Raw genomic sequence first — 17,029 nt, forward strand, 5'->3', positions numbered from 1 at the left:
CGGGGTCCATCGCCGCCCTAGCCTCCACCCCATGCACGCCGACTTCCAGCCCTGCGCCTATATCATGACCAGCGCGCGCCAGGGCACGCTCTACACCGGCGTGACCTCGCACCTGATCCAGCGCATCGTCCAGCACCGCGACGGCAGCTTCGACGGCTTCACAAAACGCTACGGCGTCAAAACGCTCGTCTGGTTCGAACTCGCCGGAACGATGCACGGCGCGATCACGCGCGAGAAGCAGATCAAGAACTGGCAGCGGAAGTGGAAGATCGACCTGATCGAGGCGGCGAACCCGGAGTGGCGCGATCTGGCTGAGGAATTGGGATTGCCGCCGCTGGGTGAGTGATGCCCGCTGGCCGCACCTCCCCCCGTTATCCCGGACCGCCCCCCTCATTCGTCACCCCGGACTTGATCCGGGTGTGGATTCACATTTGAAGTGCAACGTGCGGAAGGTTTCGGCTGGGGTTTTGAATCCGAGGCATTTTCTGGGTGTGTTGTTGTAGTTTGCGATGATGGCGTCGATGGCTTTGGCTGACAAGTCGTCGAGGTTGGTTTTTCGGGGCAGGTTGCGGCGCAGCCTGCCGATGGCGTTTTCGACACCGCCTTTCTGCCATGGAGCGTGCGGATCGCAGAAGTAGGCGTTGAGGCCGAGCTGCTGTTCGATGCGGTGATGGCGGGTAAATTCGGTGCCATTGTCGAAGGTGATCGAGCGTCGCAGCGCGGCTGGCAGGGGTCTCAGCATCCCGACGAGCGCGTCGGCGACGGGATCGGCCTTGAGGCTGGCCTGACGCAGGGCGATGGCGATCCGCGAGTGGCGTTCATGGGCGATCAGGATCGCCTGTCCCGAAGTGGAGAAGAGCATGGCATCGGCCTCCCAATGGCCTGCCTGCTTGCGGGTGGCGATGCTGTCGGGGCGGTCGTGGACCGAGAGACGGTCGGTATAGCGCGGCCAGCCGCCCTTGGTGCGCCAGCCGCGCTTGTACTTGGCGCGCGGGAGGTAGAAGCGCCAGCGCCGGTCGTTGGTGCGTTTGAGCTGGGCATAGACGAAGCGGTAGATGGTCTCATGGCTGATGACCTGATGGCCTTGTTCATGGGCCAGACGCCCCGCCACCTGCTCAGGCGACCAGCCCTGCGCGAGCCGGTCGAGCACTTGTTCACGCAAGGCATCGTCACGCTCGAGCCGCGTCCCGGTCCAGCGCCGAGCATCGGCCTGCGCCTGCGCATAGGCAGGCTGGTAACCGACCTTGGCTCCACAGTTGCGCTTCAACTCGCGCGCGATGGTCGACGGCTGGCGATCCAGAGCTGTAGCGATCTGCCGGATCGATTGCTCGTCTTCATAAAGACGGGCAATCGAACAGCGCTCCTCAATCGATAACTGACGGTATCTCGACATGGCAACACCTGTGTGAGGTGTTGCACTTCGTTTGTGAACTCAGGGGGGTCCATCGCCCCCCTAGCCTCCACCCCATGCACGCCGACTTCCAGCCCTGCGCCTATATCATGGCCAGCGCGCGCTACGGCACGCTCTACACCGGCGTCACCTCGCACCTGATCCAGCGCATCTGCCAGCACCGCGACGGCAGCTTCGACGGCTTCACAAAACGTTACGGTGTCAAAACGCTCGTCTGGTTCGAACTCGCCGGGACGATGTACGGCGCGATCACGCGCGAGAAACAGATCAAGAATTGGCAGCGGAAGTGGAAGATCGCGTTGATCGAGGCGGCGAACCCCGATTGGCGCGATCTGGCGGAAGAACTGGGACTGCCGCCGCTGGGTGGGTGAGGCCTACTGCCCGTACCTCTCTCTTCGTCATCCCGGACTTGATCCGGGATCCATGCGGCGGCGCGGGAATGGACCCCGGATCAAGTCCGGGGTGACGAAAGAGGGGGTGGCGCTTCTTATCGTCTTGTCTTCGCGCCCTCACGCAAAATCCAACCTCCGCACCGCGCCGCACGCCCCCAAATCCTATTTCGTACGCCCCACCCCAAAAACCTCTGTCCTACATTATTCGCTTATGCTCCAAACTGGCAGATGAGCCACATCACCCCCTCGCCCGACGCGGCCCCCGCCCCCACGTCTCAATCCGCGCTCGACGCGCACGGCCACGACCCCGCCGCCTATGACTGGGTGCCGGTGCTGAAAAAGCGCCGCAAGGACGGCTGGTCGCCCGACCGCCAGCGCGCCTTTATCGAGGCGCTGGCCGACTGCGGATCGGTCATCACCGCCGCGCAATGTGTCGGCATGTCCGAATCCTCCGCCTATCGCCTGCGCCGCGCGCCGGGGGCGGAGGCGTTCGACCGCGCCTGGTCGGCCGCGATCGATGCGGCGTCGAAGAAATTGCTCGATGCCGCCTTCGAACGCGCGCTGGTCGGCACCGACGAGCCGGTGTTCGACCGTAAAGGCCGCCGCATCGGCCGCCGCCTGCGCCAGAGCGACCGCTTGCTGATGTTCCTGATCCGCGCCTATGGCCCAGATCGGTTTCGGGACGTCGCCGCCCGCCGAACCGAGCCGGCCCCAGCCGCTACCCCGGTAGCCGAGGCGTTGGTCCATCTGCACCCCGCACCGCCCGCTGCTCCCGAAGCGTTGATGGCCCCCGACGATCTCGCGGTGGCGCTGGAAATTGCCGATATGGGCGACGGGGTGCTGCCGCACTGGTATCGCGACGACCGTGGCGAAGCGGTCCCGGCAACCCCGGCCTCCGAACCCCCGGCGATGCCGATGCAGGATGATCATGGGGCTGAACTTGACTGAACTTTGGCACCGCCAGAGCGCCTCCCGCCGCTCAATTCATCGCCGACCCCGCCGGAAACCCCCGCATCCCCGCCACGGCGAACTGCACCGCGCCGCGCACCGCCTCGGGCGAATCCTCGAGCAGATAGAGCTTCACCAGCTCGCGCGTCACCTCGCTGTCGTCATCGACGACCAGCCGCAGCGACGCGATGCCGATCTCGCTGCGCACAATGACGACGTCGCGGATCAGCGACAGCGGCCAGCTTTCGTCGCCGCGGTACAGCCGTGCGCCATCGTGGAAGATATAGCGGTTCCGCTGGCGCCACAGGCGCGCAAAATGCGCGAGGCCGACCGCCGCCGCGACGATCAGCGCCGTGACCACCAGATCGCCGAACAACAGGCCCAGCAGGATGCCCTCCACATCGTCGCTCCACCCCAGCACATCGAGGCGATGCGCGACCAGCCCGACAATCGCCAGCGCGCACAGCAACTGCCCCACCAGCAGCGGCTTCGCCTTGAGCCGCCCCATCACAATCATTCTCGAACCCCAATGCGTCATCGCTGCACAAGATAGCAGCGCCGCCGCGCGATGCCAGTGCAAGCCGCATCCCCGCGAAAATCCGCCCGCGCCGAACCGGATGCAGCCGCGCGACTGATCACTTGCCTCACCGCACCCTTACTGTATGATGCCAGCAACACAGCAGGAAGTCACCATGTCCGTCACCGCCCTCACCCTCGCCGCCGCTCTCGCCACTACGGCGCCCGCCGCTGCCGCCATGCCCCAGGGCGAAGCGCTCACCCGGCAGATCGCCGAAAATGACACGCGCCTCTTCCGGGCGGTCTTCGAAGGGTGCGATCCGCGAGCGCTCCCCGACCTGCTTACCCCCGGTTACCGCATGATCCATGACAAGGACGGGCTCGCGATCGCCGACCGCGCCGCCTTTGTCGCGAGCATGGAAAGGCAATGCGCCGCGCGGGCACCCGGCGGCGACAATGCGGGTTACCGGAATCGCCGCCAGCTCGTCCCCGGATCGCGTACTATCCGTCCGATGGGTGACTGGGGCGCGCTCGAAGAGGCGTCGCATATCTTCTTCGAATGGAATGCGAAGGAAAGCCGCTGGGACATGGTCGGCGGCGCGCGATACATGCACGTCTGGCAATGGATGCCGACCGAAGCCCGCTTCCGCCTGTCCGAAAGCCTCAGTTACGACCATGGCGCCGCGGCGCCCTAAGCCCCATAAGACCGGCCGCCGCGCGCGCACGGCGAAATGCCCGCGCGGCTTTGAACCCGCCCGCCCATCCATGCTATGCTGGCCAGCGAAAGGAGAAAGCCCATGCAGGCCGTAACCGAAGGCGACCGCCGCAAGGAGGTCCGCGTGCTGCTCGACCAGATTCGCACGCATCCCGAACGCGACTGGACGCAGGCGCGCCAGCGCATCACGATCCTCAACAAGCTGATCGGCGGCGCGGCCAAGCCGCACTGATCACGCACAGGAAAATGGCCCGCCCCGAGGGGCAGGGCGGGCCAGTTTCAGTGCCGACGCGCCCGATTGCGCCGCCGGCTCTCTGTTATCTCAGAATCGCTATTCGGCCTCTTCGAACAGGCTGGCCGCATTGGCGGCGGTCGCCGAAAGGCGCACTATGTCGCCGTCGACCGATGCGACGAGGCCGGCGGGCAGATAATGATGCTTCGCGCCTTCGCCATCCTCGGCCTGCGGGCTGTCGGCCTTGGTCAGCTTGATGCGTTCGCCGTCGAGATGGTCGACGGTGCCGACATGGACGCCGTCGGCGCCGACAACATTCATATTTTCCTTGATCGCGCTATGGTCATGCTCGGCCATTGTCATTCTCCTTGGCGCAGCCCGGGAGGAATCGCCCTCGGGCGCCATGCCGATCATACGCCCCGACGTGGCTTTCGATCCACCCCGTCCGACGACCCGCCCCAAAGCCGCGCCCGCTTCCCATTCGCGGCGCAAAGGCCTAGCCTGACGCCATGCGCATCCCCCTGACCCTCGTCGCCCTCGCGCTCCTCACCGCGCCGCTGCCCGCTGTGGCTTGTTCGGTGGTTCCCGGCTACCGCGTCCCGACCAATATGGAGCTGGTCGAAAGCGCCGACCTGATCCTGCTCGCCACCGTGTCGGATGGCGACTTCGCCCCCGACAGCACCTCCGAACAGCAGATACAGATTCAGCCCGTCGCAGCGCTGAAGGGCGCAATGCCCGCCGAGCCGCTCGCCATGCCGGGGATGATCGCGGCCGGTGCCGATGCGCTGCTCAGCAATCCCTATGAGCTCAAGGAGGCGCACCCGCAAAGCCTCGCCGGCGCCTGTGCCCGCTATATGTTCCCGCGCGGTTCGCGCGTCCTCTTCTTCCTCAGCTGGCAGGACGATCATTGGCGCGCCGCGGGCGGCCCGTTCAGCCGCTGGGCCGAAGATGTGCTGACCGACGAGGCACCCTGGTTGCAGGTCGTGCGGATTTACGCCGAAGCCGCAGGACTTCCGGCGACCGAGCGCATCGCCTATCTGACCGCGCGCCGCGCCGAATATGGCGCCGAGGACGACAATCCGATGGCGCAGCTGATCGCTGCCGACATCGACCGCCAACTCGCCGGGCCGAATGCGCCGCTGAACGAAGAACTGCCCGCGATGGGGGATGCGGCGGACGCAGCGCAGGCGGCCGCCGAGGCAGAGGCCGCCGCCGTTGCCAGCGCGGATCGCTGAGGCATCGATCCGGCTGCCGACCTATGTTTACAGCTTGATCCAGCCCGTCACCGGGATCGCGGTCATCACCCTCGCGCTCGGCTTTTACCTTTTCGCCTTCATCTTCAAACCGTCGCTCGGGCGCGGCGCGGTCCACGATGTCTTACGGAGAGCGCCGGGCGACGATTAACACCATCCGCGCCGACGCCCCTCCCACGGCCGCGCCAGCCCTTCGGCGACCAGCACCGACCCGACGCTCGTCCCGCCGCGCGTCACGATGCGCAGCTTGCGACCGTGAACATCGCTGTCGCGGCCTATGCCCTCGAAGCTGAACGCACCATCATTCAACCATCTGCGCAGCCGCTCGGTCGCGGCTTTGCCAAGCACCGCTTCTTCGGCACAGCGCGCGGGGTGGGTTTCGGGGGTATCAATGTCGGCGATCCGGTATTTCTCACCCCCGAACCAGAAGGTATCGCCATCGACCACGCAATTTTGCCCGCCGCCGTTCGGACACAGGCCAAAGCGCACTGACAGCGCATCCGTCGCCGACGCGTCGCCGCGCATGAGCGGCGTGAAGGACGCGACCAAAGCATTGGCCATCGTCCGGTCCGGAGCATATTGAAAACCCGCCAGCGCCGCGACGAAAACGATTGCCATCATCTGCGTCAGCCACAACTTCGATCGAGCACGCCCTTGCAGATGCGGCAACCTGTGGCGGCGAATGGCACGGGGTTGCGGATAGGGAAAATTGGGTCCGGACATGCCGCAACCCTACCGGCGGCGATCCAGCTAACCCCGCCAAGCTCGCTCCGCTATGACGGGCAAAGCGGTTCAATCGCGCCCGGTACGGCGCCGTTTCCGATCGTTTGAGTAAGAAACGCTTTCATTCCCGCAAAGGGGCTTCGCTTTCGGGAACGCTTGGGATTGCGGGCATGACCAGCTCCATGGCTGGGCCCGCCCGGCACGACGCCCCGACGGGCAAGGACATACCGGTTCAACGCGCGCTGCGACGGCGCAGCCCCTCAGGCGGCGGTCGCCAGAACCTTATTCTCGATCACGCGAATGAAAGCCTCGGGGTCCTGCGCTCCCGGCACCAGCATCCGCCCGCCGAGGATGAAGGCGGGGACGCCGGTGATATTCTGGTCGATCCAATAGGCTTCCTCGGTCCGCACCATCTCGCCAAACTCGCCCGATGCGAGGATCGCCGCCGCACGATTGCGATCGAGCCCGACCGACGCCGCGATTTCGATTAGAACCCCATGGTCGCTGACGTCGCGATTGTCAGTGAAATGGGCGCGAAACAGCGCAAGCTTCAGCGCGGTCTGCACGCCCGTCGCGGCAACCTGTTCGGGATCCTCCAACGCCCCCGCCCACGTCAGCAGCCGATGCGCGTCAAAGCTGTTGCGCATGCGAAATTCGGGGCCGCGGTTGAAGGCGAAGCCCAGATCGGCCGACACCGCCGCGAGCCGACTCGTATTGGCGCGGCTCTGCTCGGCGGTGATGCCATATTTGCGCATGACATGTTCGGCAGCATCCTCGCCCTCGGGCGGCATGTCGGGGTTGAGTTCGAAAGGATGCCACTGAACCCGAAAGTCCAGTCGCCCGGCAAAATGCGCCATCACCTGTTCGAACTTCAGCCAGCCGATGATGCACCAGGGGCACATGACATCGGACACGATATCGACGGACAGGCGCGGCACGCGCGTTTCGGTCATGGCATTTCTCCCGCGAAGAATGCCCGTCATATCGCGCCGCGCTCATGCGGTCGAGCGACGATCCTCACTCGACCGCCGGTCGCCCTTGCGGCGTTCCGGTCCCTTATAATCGCGACTGGTCCCTACCCGTCGATCTTCCGACCGCCGGTCTGTCAATATCCGCTGCTCTACTTCGGACTGCATATGCTTCCCCCTCCACCACAAAGGAAATCAAGGAGCGACCCGAGCGGGCTTACATCACAAAAAGGTTAAAGAATGGCCGTCAGGCTAGGGAATTCGCCATTTCTGATGGACCATCCCATTATTTATACAGAATTGTCAGTCACCGCTCCGGATTCATTTCGACCGACGGCGGAGCGTGACAAGACCCACCAGCTGCCGATCATCAGCCCGACCGACAACGCCTCGACGATCATCGCCTGGATGATCGCGAAATTGACCATATCACCCATCATCGCCCCAAGCAGGCGGCCGAGCAGCGCGGTGCCGTAAAGCGCCGCAGGGACCAGCAGCGCACGCGACCAGCCGGGGACCAGCGCCCCGATCGCCGCCGCACCCGCTGACACCAGGAAAAAGGCCGACAGGTCGGCGCGGATAGTGTTCGTCGCGACGCCCTCGACGATGATGCCGAAACTTTCGGTATAGCTCGCGGGGTTGAACACCCCGCGCAGGCCGATGATGGCGAATAGGGCCGCCCATAGCAGGACGGCGCCGCGCATTACCCAGTTGATCATGGCTCTTCTCCCTTGTTGCCGCAAAGGCTGCGGCATCGGCGGGGAAAGTTCAATCAATTCCGCATGCGGCGGTTCAGGCGGCTACCGGATAGGTTTCGTCGATCCAACCGCCGCCGAGCACGCGACTATTGTCCGCAGCGTCATAAAGCACAGCCGCCTGTCCCGGCGCGACGCCAAATTCGGGAGCAGCGAAGACAAGTCGATCGCCCTCGACGCGCGCCGGCACTGGCCGCGCCATGCTGCGCACCTTTGCCATCACGTCGCGCCCGTCAACCCCGTCCAGCCAGTTCGCCTCGCCCAACCGCGCGCCCGACACCGCGAGCGCGCTGCGCGGGCCGACGACGACCTGTTTCGCGGCGGCATTGAGGCGGATGACATAGAGCGGTTCGGCCTGTCCGCCGATCTCGATCCCGCGGCGCTGGCCGACCGTGTAATGAACGAGCCCCTTGTGCGCGCCCAGCACGGTGCCGTCGACATGGACGATCTCGCCCTGATCGTCGGCCTCGGGGCGCAGCTTACGAACCAGCGTCGCATAATCGCCATCGGGGACGAAGCAGATGTCCTGGCTGTCGGGCTTGCCCGCGACGCCGAGGCCGAGGTCGCGCGCAATCTCGCGCACAACGCTCTTCTCGAGCCCGCCCAGCGGAAAGCGCAGAAAGTCGAGCTGGTCCTGCGTCGTCGCGAACAGGAAATAGCTCTGATCGCGGGCCGGATCGACCGCGCGGTGCAGTTCGGCGCCGTTCGGCCCCATCATGCGGCGCACATAATGGCCCGTCGCGAGACAATCGGCGCCCAGATCCTTCGCCAGCGCGAACAGGTCGGTGAATTTCACCCCCATATTACAGCGCACGCAGGGGATCGGGGTCCGGCCGTTCAAATATTCGTCAGCGAACTGATCGATCACCGTGTCGCGAAAGCGGCTTTCATGGTCATAGACATGATGCGCGAAGCCCAGCCGGTCGGCGACCGCGCGCGCATCCTTGATATCCTGCCCGGCGCAGCAAGCCCCGACGCGCTTCGCTTTCGCGCCATGATCATAGAGCTGCAACGTCACGCCAATGACTTCGGCGCCCGATCGCGCGGCGAGCGCTGCGACGACGCTCGAGTCGACTCCGCCCGACATGGCGACGACGATTCGCCGGTCTTTCAACGGCATCGCCAGCTGAAAGTCGGCCTGTGCAAGGCCGGCGGGGGAGGAAATCGTCTCAATCATGATCGGCGCCATCTAGGGATGCGGCGATCAAAAATCCAGCTTTTCCGGGCATCGTGTCAAAATATTGACGCGGGTTAAGCTTCGCTAACAAGCCATGAAATGGGCATTTACTGGACCTTAGGTGGTTCGGCCTAGACCAGTCTCATGAACCTCAATCCGTCCGATCATCCGCGCCTTGCCGGTGCGGCCAGCCTGTCGAAGCCCGGCTTTGACATTGTCTCGGCCGTCGCAAGCGCGCGTCAGGCGATGCTGCCGACGGTGCGCTTGCTCCGCGCGCAGGCGACTCGTGAGGCCTATCGGGCGCGCGTTAACGCGCGCCTCGAAATATTGGGCGGACGCGGTTCGATCGGGGAACAAATCGCACCGCGACCCGTTCGCTTCTTCGAACTGTCCGACGAGGCGAACGCCCTGCCCGAAATTATGAACAGCCTGTTTACCAGAGGGTTTCAGCCGATGTTGAGTCCCTTGCCTTTAGAGCCGAATGCGTCGGTCCCCCCGACATCCCCCGACGTTGAAAACATGGAATGAGCATGATCGAGAACCAGAAAATCCGGCCCGCTCAGGTTATCGGCCCGCTAGGCGAACCGCTGACCTTGGACTCTCTGCCCCCGCCCACCACCACCCGCTGGGTGGTCCGCCGCAAGGCGGAGGTTGTGGCCGCGGTCAATGGCGGCCTCCTGACCGTCGACGAAGTGTGCGAACGCTACAGTCTGACGCTCGAGGAGTTCGCCGGCTGGCAGCGATCGATCGATCGCAGCGGCATGCCGGGACTACGCGTCACGCGCATCCAGCATTATCGCGATCTCTACGAGCGCCAGCAGCGCTTCTGATCGCGGCATTGCATCACGAGACGAAGAGGGCGCTTCCCGCGCCCTCTTTTTTTGGCCGCCTCCCGCAAGATCGGACCGATGGTCCAAAAATATATATTCATTTACAATGACTTGTGTTTTTTGTTGCAACCCCTTCGTTCACCCCCGCGTTAAGCTCCCGAGTCAACATTGGGAGTCACTCATTATGCGCAAGATGTTCATCACCCTCGCCGCCACCTCCGCCCTCGCGCTCGGCGCCTGCCAGAGCCCGCAGGCCGACAAGGTCGAGGATCAGGCCGAAGCCCAGGCCGACGTCATCGACGCGCAGGCCGACGCGATGCCCGAAGGCCCGGCAAAGGAAGCCATGGAAACCAAGGCTGACGTCGTCGAAGAGAAGGGCGAAGAAAAGGCCAACGCGATGGACGACAATGGCGAAATCGCTCCGTCCGAAAGCGGCATGGGCGAAACGCAAAAGAACGACGCCGCCAAGAAATAAGGGCTGCCTCCCCTAAAGGGCAGGGTGAAGGGCGCCGGATGCGATTCCGGCGCCCTTTGTCATACCCGGCATTTTTTCACAAACCGACGCAATCTGTGATCCTGGTCACTATTGAGTCACCATTTTGCGGTAAAAGAACTGCGTGGACCGGAAACGGCTCTACGGACTTTCCCTTCCGCCGCTCCCAGCGACCCAAAGCGGCGGAAGGGACTAGCCCGCTCCAACCGCGGGCGCACCCATCTCACCTTCGAGCGTCCGCAGCACATCCTGCACCCCGCGCGCGCCCTCATCGGCGCGCAGCACCGCGATGGCTCCCGCCACGTCGAGCAGATATTCGGCGACCCCCGCCCCCTCGGTCCTCCATATCGCCCCCAGTGATTTGACCAGCTTCGTCGCGGCGTAATTTTCGGACAATATGTGGACGTCGAGCACCGTCAGCCCCTCGGCAAGGCATTGGACGAGCAGCGCCGCGGTCATCATTCGCGCCAAACCCTTGCCCTGAAATTCATCAAGCACCGCGACCGAATATTCGCCCGCGCGTCCGCCGTGGCGATAACGCACCGCATGCACCGCACCGATCGCCGGCTGCCCCGGACATTCGGTGCAGATCGCACCCCACGCGATATGGTCGTGCCCATCCACATCGACGAGCCGCTCGATCACATCGTCGGGCAACTGAGCCACCGGCGAGAAAAAGCGCAAATAGCGCGATTCGGCCGACAGTTTCGCAATTCCTTCGCGCAGCAGATCCTCATCATCGGGGGTGATCGTGCGCAGGCACACCACGGTGCCGTCGCTCAGCACGCTGCACACGATGATATTGTCGATTGGCCGTCCGGGCGCATCCATCATCATCCGCTCGCCTCCCACTCTGGACTACAAGCTAGCCGCCCAGGCCGCGCCTGACAATTCACCCATCGCGCGACAAGGACGCCTTTGAAATATTCCTATATGGTTTGTTTATTCGACCTAAAGAACCATTATTGGAGCTACGATGGAACAGGAAATCCTCCCGCCCCTCTCCGTAAGGACGGACCGGGCCCGCGTTATCGCACGAACGTCAGGGTCGAGATGTGCTGTAGCTTGCCGACGGGCTTTCCCGCCACCATGCCCGCCGCGTCTTCCTTGTGCGAAACGGCCAGAATATAGCGCCCCTTCCCCATGTCGGGCACCGCGACCCGCCCCGCGGCATCTGCCTCGAGCGATTTCTGCCAATGATCGGGCGAAATGATATTTACCTTCGCGCCCGCGACAGGACGCCCGCGAAACTGAACGGTGAACTCGTCGGCACCGGCACGGACCGGGGTGAACTCCAGATCGAGCTTCGAAATGCTCTCGCTGCGGCCTGCGCGCGCATAGAAGATCGCACCAGTCATGCCGCCATCCGACTCCCAAGGATCGAAAACGCTATCGTCGCGGACCCGAACATCACCCGCCTTGCCAAGCGCCGCTTCGAGATGATTGGCGCGGCGCGTGGTCACGGCCGGTTGCGCCGGGTCCGACAGGAAGACCAGCGGCGTCTTCAACCGGTGCAGTTCGGGATCGCCGGCGGCGGGGACAGGCTCGGCCGGTTCGCCGAGATAGATCCGCGCGGCGCCCGCGCCATCGCGCTCTACCCACACTTCATGGGCGGCGGCCGGGACTGTGGGGGCGGTTGCGGCAAGGATGAACGGCAAGGCATAGCGCATCAATTTTCTCCTCTGGTGGGGGTTGTCGATTTTTTCTTTGAAGCGGAATTCGTGCCGCGCCCGCAGACGCAAAGCCATGCGACCACGCTCCATGCACCGATGCTGAGATGGCCGAACCATGCGATGGCGCCATAGGCGGCGCCGAACGCAAAACCGTCAAGCACGAGCACCGCGAACAGCAGCGCATAGCCGCCGACGCGCGCGCGGCGCGATGCGGCAGGGGCAAGCTTGCCCCCCGCCATATCCGCTTGGTGCCGCGGCATGGATATGGAGAGAAGCGCAAAGCCGCAGAGCGCGAGCAGGGTGGCAAACAAATCTATCACGCAGCCACCACCGTTTCTTGCGCCTGCGACGCCCGCCGCTTGACGCGCGCCGACCGCGGACGCGCCGCCTTGCGCGCCGCCCAGCCAAAGCCCGCCGCCAGCAACAGCATGACGGCATCGAACGCAACGAACAGCCAGTCACCCGCAACAAGGCTCGCGAACAGGTTGCGCGGGGTCGTCAGCGCGTTGACGAACGGGACCGCCGCGAACAGCAGCGCCGCAAGGGCAAGCGCCTCGATCCACGCGCGCTGCGCCGGGCGGACCAGTGCCCAGATCAGCACCGCCACCCAGGCGATGAACAGGCTATGGACTTCCCAGTCGGCGCGCGCCTCCATGCGCAGCGGCAACAGGCGGTTGGCAAGGAAATAGGACGCGAGCCCTGCCCCCAGCCCCGCGATCGCCGCAACGTTCAGCCGCTCCACCAGACGAAAGCCGAAATGCGGCCGTTCTGGATCGGGAAGCCGCGTTCGGCGCTTGACCGTCCACAGCACGAGGCCACTGCCGACCATGATCGTGCCGCCGACCCCCGACAGGAAATAGAGCCAGCGCAGCCCCCATTCGGCAAACCGCCCGGCATGGAGCCCGATCATCACGCTCTCGGTCTCGAGCGCCGCGCCCTTGGACACGCTCGCGTCGAGCCGCCGTCCGGTGGTGCCGTCGAGCGTCAGCGCCGGCCCGCGCGAGCCGATCGCATCCTCGGGCGCACGCGTCAGCGAGACCGTCGCGGTGGCATCGCCGGGGTTGGAAACGCTCAGAAAGCCGACCCCCGCGCCATGCCATTCGGCCGACGCCGTCCGCATCATCGCCCCGACGGGCGCGAGCGGCGCCGCTTTCCCGCTGCGTTCGACCTCGTCGGATCGCGCGAAGACCGCCTCGAAGAAGCTGTCGGGGCTCGCATAATTGGCGGCGATTCCCCACGGCATATAGAGCGTCGCGAGCGTGACCAGCCCGGTGAAGGTGATCATCAAGTGAAAGGGCAAGGCCAGCACCGCGGTGACATTATGCGCGTCGAGCCAGCTGCGCTGCCCCTTGCCGAAGCGGAGCATGAAGAAATCGGCGAAGATTTTCTTGTGCGTGATCACCCCCGACAGGATCGCGATGAGCATGAACATCGCCGCGATGCCGACCATATAGCGCGCCCAGATCACCGGCAGATAATGAAGGTCGAAGTGGAAGCGATAGAGGAAGGTTCCGCCGCGCGTCTCGCGCGCCTCGATCCGGTGCCCCTGCCCGTCCAGCGTCGCGCTGGTGTCGCGACGACTTCCGCGCGGGCGGTCGCCCTCGGGCTGCCAGAAAACCTGCGTCGTCGCGCTCCGGCTGTTCGGCGGGGTGATGAACCAGCGTTTGGCGTCGGGTGCGGTAGTCTGGAGGAAGCGCACCGCCCCCTCGGTCGCGACAACCGGATCGGGACGCCCCGCGACCTCGGGCTGCATCCAGCGGGTGATCTCGTCCTGAAAATAGGCTGCGGTGCCGGTCGCGAACATGGCGAACAGCAACCAGCCCAGCAGCAACCCCGTCCAGGTGTGGAGCCAGGCCATAGATTGACGGAGGCTCTCCTTCACAGCCGTCCTCCCGTCGCAATCGAAATCCAGAGCCCGCCGCCGAGGAGAATCCCTGCCCCGATCATCGCCAGCCAGAGCCGCGCGACCGAGCGCACCGCGAAGGCGGCCAGTGCCAGCACCGCGAACAGCGCGAAGGAAGCGAGCGTCGCCGCGACGCTCGCTTCCTCAGGCCGCATCGGAAGCAGACGCGCGAGGCAGGCGATGCCGAGCGACGTCAGCACATAGTTGGCGGGGATCGCCGCAAGCGCGCGCGCCGCCACATTCCAGCGGCTGACGCCCCTCGGCCGGGATGCCTTGGTCGCCATCGCTCAGAACCGCCGCGCGAGGCTGATCATGAAGGTACGCGGCTCGCCCGGGGTCGTGCGGGTCAGCGAAGCGGTCGGGAAATAGCGCTCGTTGAAGATGTTGCGGATATTCGCCTGCACCGACCAGTCATCGAAGCGGTAAAAGAGCGCTGCATCGACCAGCGCATAGCCCTTGAGATAGAAGGGCGTCGAAGTCGCCGAGGCGGTGCTCGCCGGCCGGTTGCTTTCATGATGCACCCCCAGCCCCGCGCCGAGATTGGCGAGCGGCCCCTGCTGGATCGTGTAACGACCCCACAGGTTGACGATGTGGCGCGGTACGCTCGACAGGCGCGCGCCGACGAGCAGCCGGGAGTCAGACGTCACCTTGGCATCGAGATAGCTATAGGCGGCGGTCAGCTCGACCCCGGGCATCGGGCGCCAACCGCCCTCCAGCTCGATCCCGCGCGTCCGCTGTTCGCCGGTCAGCACATAGGTGTTCGGCGCCGCGGTCGGTGACAGATCGGATGTCGCGACATTGGTGCGAGTCAGTTCGAACAGGGTCGCCATCGCGCGCAGCGATCCGTCGGCGCGCGCGACCCTGATCCCGGCCTCATAATTGACCCCGCGTTCGGGCGGCAGTGTCGATCCGTCGGACGCACGGTAGCTGCCCTGCGGATTGAAGGATTTGGCATAATTGGCATAGAGCGACACCGACTCGCCGAGCATCAGCGTCGCGCCGGCCCGCGGACTGAAGGCGGTGTCGACCACCTCGGGATTGGCGGTGCCATTATTGGTGATCGCGCTCGACGCCCGGTCCCAGCGCCCGCCGAGGGTGACAGTCAACCGCTCGCCGACTTTGATATGGTCCTGAAGATAGAAACCGCGTTGCTTGGTGACGCTGGCATAGGTCGTGCCGGGCACCGCGGGGTTGGGCGCGCTGACCGTGCCATAGACCGGGTTATAAAGGTCGAGCCAATAGGGGCCCGGATCGAAGACATTGGTCTGGTCGCTGTCGCGATGGCCATAATCGAGCCCCGCGAGCACATAATGGCTGAGCGGTCCGGTCGCGAACCGCAGGCTGAGGTTGGTGTCGACGCGGAAATACTCGCCATTCTCCTCGAACGGGCCGTAATAGAAGCGGCCGACCGAGCGGAAGTCAGGTGAGATGCTGCTGATGAACAGCCAATTGTCCCAGCTGTTGTGGAAATCCTGATAGCGCAGCGACTGGTGGACCGCGATCGCGTCGCTGAACTTATGGTCGGCGACATAGCCGACGCTCCAATAATCATTGTCCTGCACCGCCGGATATTTTCCGTCGTTGATTGAGCGCTTGATTGAAACCGGCCCGTTGGGATTGGGCAGCGCGGTGCCATAGGCGGTCGTTGGCGACCAAGGGTTGATCTTGTCGTCGACATAGCGGCCAAGCAAGGTGACGCTCGTGTCGGGGCCCGGTTTCCAGGTCAGCGAGGGCGCGAGGAAAATCCGTCGCTGTCCCGAATAGTCGACGAAGAAATCCTGGTTGCGATAGACCGCGGTCAGCCGCGCGAGCAGACTGCCGTCGGCGACGAGCGGCGCGTTGCCGTCGACCTGCATCTCGAACAGATCATAGGATCCGCCGGCGATCGACATGTCGAGGAACGCCTCGTCACGCGGCCGCTTGCTGACGAGGTTGACGATCCCCGATAGCGGCCCCTGTCCGAACAGCCCCGAGGCCGGCCCCTTGACCACCTCGACGCGCTCGAGCGCGGCGATCTCGGACGTCCCATAACCGGTGTCGTCGAGCAATCCGTCTAGATAGGTCGCGCCCGACGTGGCGTTGAAACCGCGAATATTGAATCCGTCGAAAAAGCCGTAGCTGTTGTTGCGCGACACACCGGCGACGTTGAACAGTGCGTCGCCCAGCCGACGTACGCCCTGATCCTCCAGCAGTTGTTCGGACAGGATCGAGATGGCCTGCGATGTTTCAAGTACCGGAATATCGGCCTTGGACGCAATCGCGCCCTCGTGGACGCGGTGCCCGCTGACGACAATATCGTCGCGACGCATCGGCACATTTTCCGTATCCGCCTCGTGACCGCTTGCCGGAACGGCGGAAAGACACAATATTACAACGGCCGGAAGGCCAAGACCAAGATGCGCCACCATTACCCCTTTTCGATGATTCGGGTCGCACCTAACGATATTGAGAATTAATCGCAACTATGTTGCGAGTGATTCTTGATTGCCGTGTTAACTCGAAGAGGAGGGCAATCGAATGGGCTTCATGGTCGCGAACTTCCAATTGAAGCGGTCGGCGAGCGCTGCCGACGAGACTTGGTTGCAGACGACGATCTGCGACGCCCACCGGCGACAATGTCCATATGACGTAATCCGCGTGCACTCACTGCCGCGTCAGCGCCGCAATGCGATATTGCGCGATGCTGAAGATTGCGAAGTTACCCATGTGAAGGCCGACATCATCATGATCGAGCGACAGCTTGCCAACTCCGAGCGTCGAATCATGCCTGAACTCATCGAATGCGAATGGCGCCCCGTGCAGGACAAACATAACGAATATATGTCGCCCTTTGCACTACTATAGGACTGCCATTTAGCGCCGTCTGCTGACGGCCGCCGAAATGCAGTGCCTCTGATAGTACGACGGGTACACTGACCGGCCCCCACCGAGTGGTCCGGGTGGATTGTTAGTGCATTGACGCCTCCCTCGCCAGTGTTGGCCGTAGGTGGAGCGAAGCGGAACCGGAGGGCAACACTGGCGAGGGAACGGCCTCCGGCGC

At 64.3% G+C, this 17,029-nt stretch carries 25 protein-coding genes; 11 read left to right on the top strand and 14 right to left on the bottom strand.

What is annotated here, in order from left to right; all coding sequences use genetic code 11:
- Positions 1-31 precede the first annotated feature (31 nt).
- Entirely contained in the window at positions 32-346 is a 315-nt protein-coding gene (locus tag CDQ91_RS14950) for a GIY-YIG nuclease family protein (RefSeq protein ID WP_088473526.1), read from the top strand.
- Positions 347-397: 51 nt separating this feature from the next.
- On the opposite strand, the gene CDQ91_RS14955 is transcribed toward CDQ91_RS14950, so the two are convergent.
- Positions 398-1,393 (bottom strand): IS30 family transposase, encoded by a 996-nt coding sequence (locus CDQ91_RS14955; protein WP_088472978.1) that lies wholly within the window; start codon positions 1,391-1,393, stop codon positions 398-400.
- Between the two features lie 74 nt (positions 1,394-1,467).
- Here CDQ91_RS14955 and CDQ91_RS14960 point away from each other — a divergent pair, with 74 nt between their 5' ends.
- Both CDQ91_RS14960 and CDQ91_RS14965 read left to right on the top strand, forming a co-directional pair.
- Entirely contained in the window at positions 1,468-1,782 is a 315-nt protein-coding gene (locus tag CDQ91_RS14960) for a GIY-YIG nuclease family protein (protein ID WP_088473527.1), read from the top strand.
- Positions 1,783-2,031: 249 nt separating this feature from the next.
- Positions 2,032-2,751: a hypothetical protein gene (locus CDQ91_RS14965; protein ID WP_088473528.1), complete on the top strand. Its 720-nt coding sequence runs from the start codon at positions 2,032-2,034 to the stop codon at positions 2,749-2,751.
- Positions 2,752-2,782: 31 nt separating this feature from the next.
- Here the strand turns inward: CDQ91_RS14965 and CDQ91_RS14970 are convergent, their stop codons facing one another.
- Positions 2,783-3,268, bottom strand: a complete 486-nt coding sequence (locus CDQ91_RS14970; RefSeq protein WP_237245998.1) for a hypothetical protein — start codon at positions 3,266-3,268, stop codon at positions 2,783-2,785.
- 175 nt (positions 3,269-3,443) lie between these two features.
- Here CDQ91_RS14970 and CDQ91_RS14975 point away from each other — a divergent pair, with 175 nt between their 5' ends.
- Positions 3,444-3,962, top strand: a complete 519-nt coding sequence (locus tag CDQ91_RS14975; RefSeq protein WP_088473529.1) for a DUF4440 domain-containing protein — start codon at positions 3,444-3,446, stop codon at positions 3,960-3,962.
- Positions 3,963-4,064: 102 nt separating this feature from the next.
- On the top strand, positions 4,065-4,214 hold the full coding sequence (locus CDQ91_RS21475) for a hypothetical protein (protein WP_164499260.1): 150 nt from the start codon (positions 4,065-4,067) through the stop codon (positions 4,212-4,214).
- 99 nt (positions 4,215-4,313) lie between these two features.
- Here CDQ91_RS21475 and CDQ91_RS14980 read toward each other — a convergent pair whose 3' ends face one another.
- Positions 4,314-4,571: a DUF2171 domain-containing protein gene (locus CDQ91_RS14980; RefSeq protein ID WP_088473530.1), complete on the bottom strand. Its 258-nt coding sequence runs from the start codon at positions 4,569-4,571 to the stop codon at positions 4,314-4,316.
- Positions 4,572-4,723: 152 nt separating this feature from the next.
- Here CDQ91_RS14980 and CDQ91_RS14985 point away from each other — a divergent pair, with 152 nt between their 5' ends.
- Both CDQ91_RS14985 and CDQ91_RS14990 read left to right on the top strand, forming a co-directional pair.
- A complete protein-coding gene (locus CDQ91_RS14985) occupies positions 4,724-5,449 on the top strand; it encodes a hypothetical protein (RefSeq protein WP_088473531.1) in 726 nt (241 codons plus the stop codon).
- The gene (locus tag CDQ91_RS14990) at positions 5,430-5,618 is read left to right on the top strand and encodes a hypothetical protein (RefSeq protein ID WP_088473532.1); all 189 of its coding nucleotides are present in this window, start codon (positions 5,430-5,432) and stop codon (positions 5,616-5,618) included. The genes CDQ91_RS14985 and CDQ91_RS14990 overlap by 20 nt, the downstream gene beginning before the upstream one ends.
- Here the strand turns inward: CDQ91_RS14990 and CDQ91_RS14995 are convergent.
- The 4 genes from CDQ91_RS14995 to mnmA form a co-directional block, all read right to left on the bottom strand.
- Positions 5,615-6,088 (bottom strand): thermonuclease family protein, encoded by a 474-nt coding sequence (locus tag CDQ91_RS14995; protein ID WP_144036787.1) that lies wholly within the window; start codon positions 6,086-6,088, stop codon positions 5,615-5,617. The two genes, CDQ91_RS14990 and CDQ91_RS14995, sit on opposite strands and share 4 nt — an antisense overlap.
- 362 nt (positions 6,089-6,450) lie before the next feature.
- Positions 6,451-7,143 carry a DsbA family oxidoreductase gene (locus CDQ91_RS15000; RefSeq protein ID WP_088473533.1) on the bottom strand — a complete coding sequence of 231 codons (693 nt, stop codon included), beginning with the start codon at positions 7,141-7,143 and terminating at the stop codon, positions 6,451-6,453.
- Between the two features lie 305 nt (positions 7,144-7,448).
- Complete coding sequence (locus CDQ91_RS15005; RefSeq protein ID WP_088473534.1) at positions 7,449-7,877, bottom strand: hypothetical protein; 429 nt, start codon at positions 7,875-7,877, stop codon at positions 7,449-7,451.
- A 73-nt stretch (positions 7,878-7,950) separates the two neighbouring features.
- Complete coding sequence (mnmA, locus tag CDQ91_RS15010; RefSeq protein ID WP_237245999.1) at positions 7,951-9,090, bottom strand: tRNA 2-thiouridine(34) synthase MnmA; 1,140 nt, start codon at positions 9,088-9,090, stop codon at positions 7,951-7,953.
- Positions 9,091-9,234: 144 nt separating this feature from the next.
- Here mnmA and CDQ91_RS15015 point away from each other — a divergent pair, with 144 nt between their 5' ends.
- The 3 genes from CDQ91_RS15015 (at position 9,235) to CDQ91_RS15025 (ending at position 10,395) form a co-directional block, all read left to right on the top strand.
- Complete coding sequence (locus CDQ91_RS15015) at positions 9,235-9,618, top strand: hypothetical protein (protein ID WP_088473536.1); 384 nt, start codon at positions 9,235-9,237, stop codon at positions 9,616-9,618.
- A 2-nt stretch (positions 9,619-9,620) separates the two neighbouring features.
- A complete protein-coding gene (gene sciP / locus CDQ91_RS15020) occupies positions 9,621-9,920 on the top strand; it encodes a CtrA inhibitor SciP (protein WP_088473560.1) in 300 nt (99 codons plus the stop codon).
- 184 nt (positions 9,921-10,104) lie between these two features.
- Positions 10,105-10,395: a hypothetical protein gene (locus tag CDQ91_RS15025; RefSeq protein ID WP_088473537.1), complete on the top strand. Its 291-nt coding sequence runs from the start codon at positions 10,105-10,107 to the stop codon at positions 10,393-10,395.
- 210 nt (positions 10,396-10,605) lie between these two features.
- Here CDQ91_RS15025 and CDQ91_RS15030 read toward each other — a convergent pair whose 3' ends face one another.
- The 6 genes from CDQ91_RS15030 to CDQ91_RS15055 form a co-directional block, all read right to left on the bottom strand.
- Positions 10,606-11,250, bottom strand: a complete 645-nt coding sequence (locus CDQ91_RS15030; RefSeq protein ID WP_237246000.1) for a GNAT family N-acetyltransferase — start codon at positions 11,248-11,250, stop codon at positions 10,606-10,608.
- Positions 11,251-11,441: 191 nt separating this feature from the next.
- The gene (locus CDQ91_RS15035; RefSeq protein WP_088473538.1) at positions 11,442-12,083 is read right to left on the bottom strand and encodes a nickel uptake transporter family protein; all 642 of its coding nucleotides are present in this window, start codon (positions 12,081-12,083) and stop codon (positions 11,442-11,444) included.
- A complete protein-coding gene (locus CDQ91_RS15040) occupies positions 12,083-12,406 on the bottom strand; it encodes a DUF3325 domain-containing protein (protein ID WP_088473539.1) in 324 nt (107 codons plus the stop codon). The genes CDQ91_RS15035 and CDQ91_RS15040 overlap by 1 nt, the downstream gene beginning before the upstream one ends.
- Complete coding sequence (locus CDQ91_RS15045; RefSeq protein ID WP_088473540.1) at positions 12,403-13,968, bottom strand: PepSY-associated TM helix domain-containing protein; 1,566 nt, start codon at positions 13,966-13,968, stop codon at positions 12,403-12,405. The genes CDQ91_RS15040 and CDQ91_RS15045 overlap by 4 nt, the downstream gene beginning before the upstream one ends.
- Positions 13,965-14,273, bottom strand: coding sequence for a hypothetical protein (locus CDQ91_RS15050; RefSeq protein ID WP_088473541.1), 309 nt, complete (start codon positions 14,271-14,273; stop codon positions 13,965-13,967). The genes CDQ91_RS15045 and CDQ91_RS15050 overlap by 4 nt, the downstream gene beginning before the upstream one ends.
- 3 nt (positions 14,274-14,276) lie before the next feature.
- Positions 14,277-16,298: a TonB-dependent siderophore receptor gene (locus tag CDQ91_RS15055; protein ID WP_158213690.1), complete on the bottom strand. Its 2,022-nt coding sequence runs from the start codon at positions 16,296-16,298 to the stop codon at positions 14,277-14,279.
- A gap of 208 nt (positions 16,299-16,506) precedes the next feature.
- Here CDQ91_RS15055 and CDQ91_RS21040 point away from each other — a divergent pair, with 208 nt between their 5' ends.
- The gene (locus CDQ91_RS21040) at positions 16,507-16,833 is read left to right on the top strand and encodes a hypothetical protein (RefSeq protein WP_144036788.1); all 327 of its coding nucleotides are present in this window, start codon (positions 16,507-16,509) and stop codon (positions 16,831-16,833) included.
- Positions 16,834-16,936: 103 nt separating this feature from the next.
- Here the strand turns inward: CDQ91_RS21040 and CDQ91_RS21045 are convergent.
- Positions 16,937-17,029 (bottom strand): integrase catalytic subunit (locus CDQ91_RS21045; protein WP_144036679.1); only part of this gene is annotated, 93 nt, incomplete at its 5' end.

This window comes from Sphingopyxis witflariensis (assembly GCF_002205635.1).
Taxonomy (GTDB): domain Bacteria; phylum Pseudomonadota; class Alphaproteobacteria; order Sphingomonadales; family Sphingomonadaceae; genus Sphingopyxis; species Sphingopyxis witflariensis.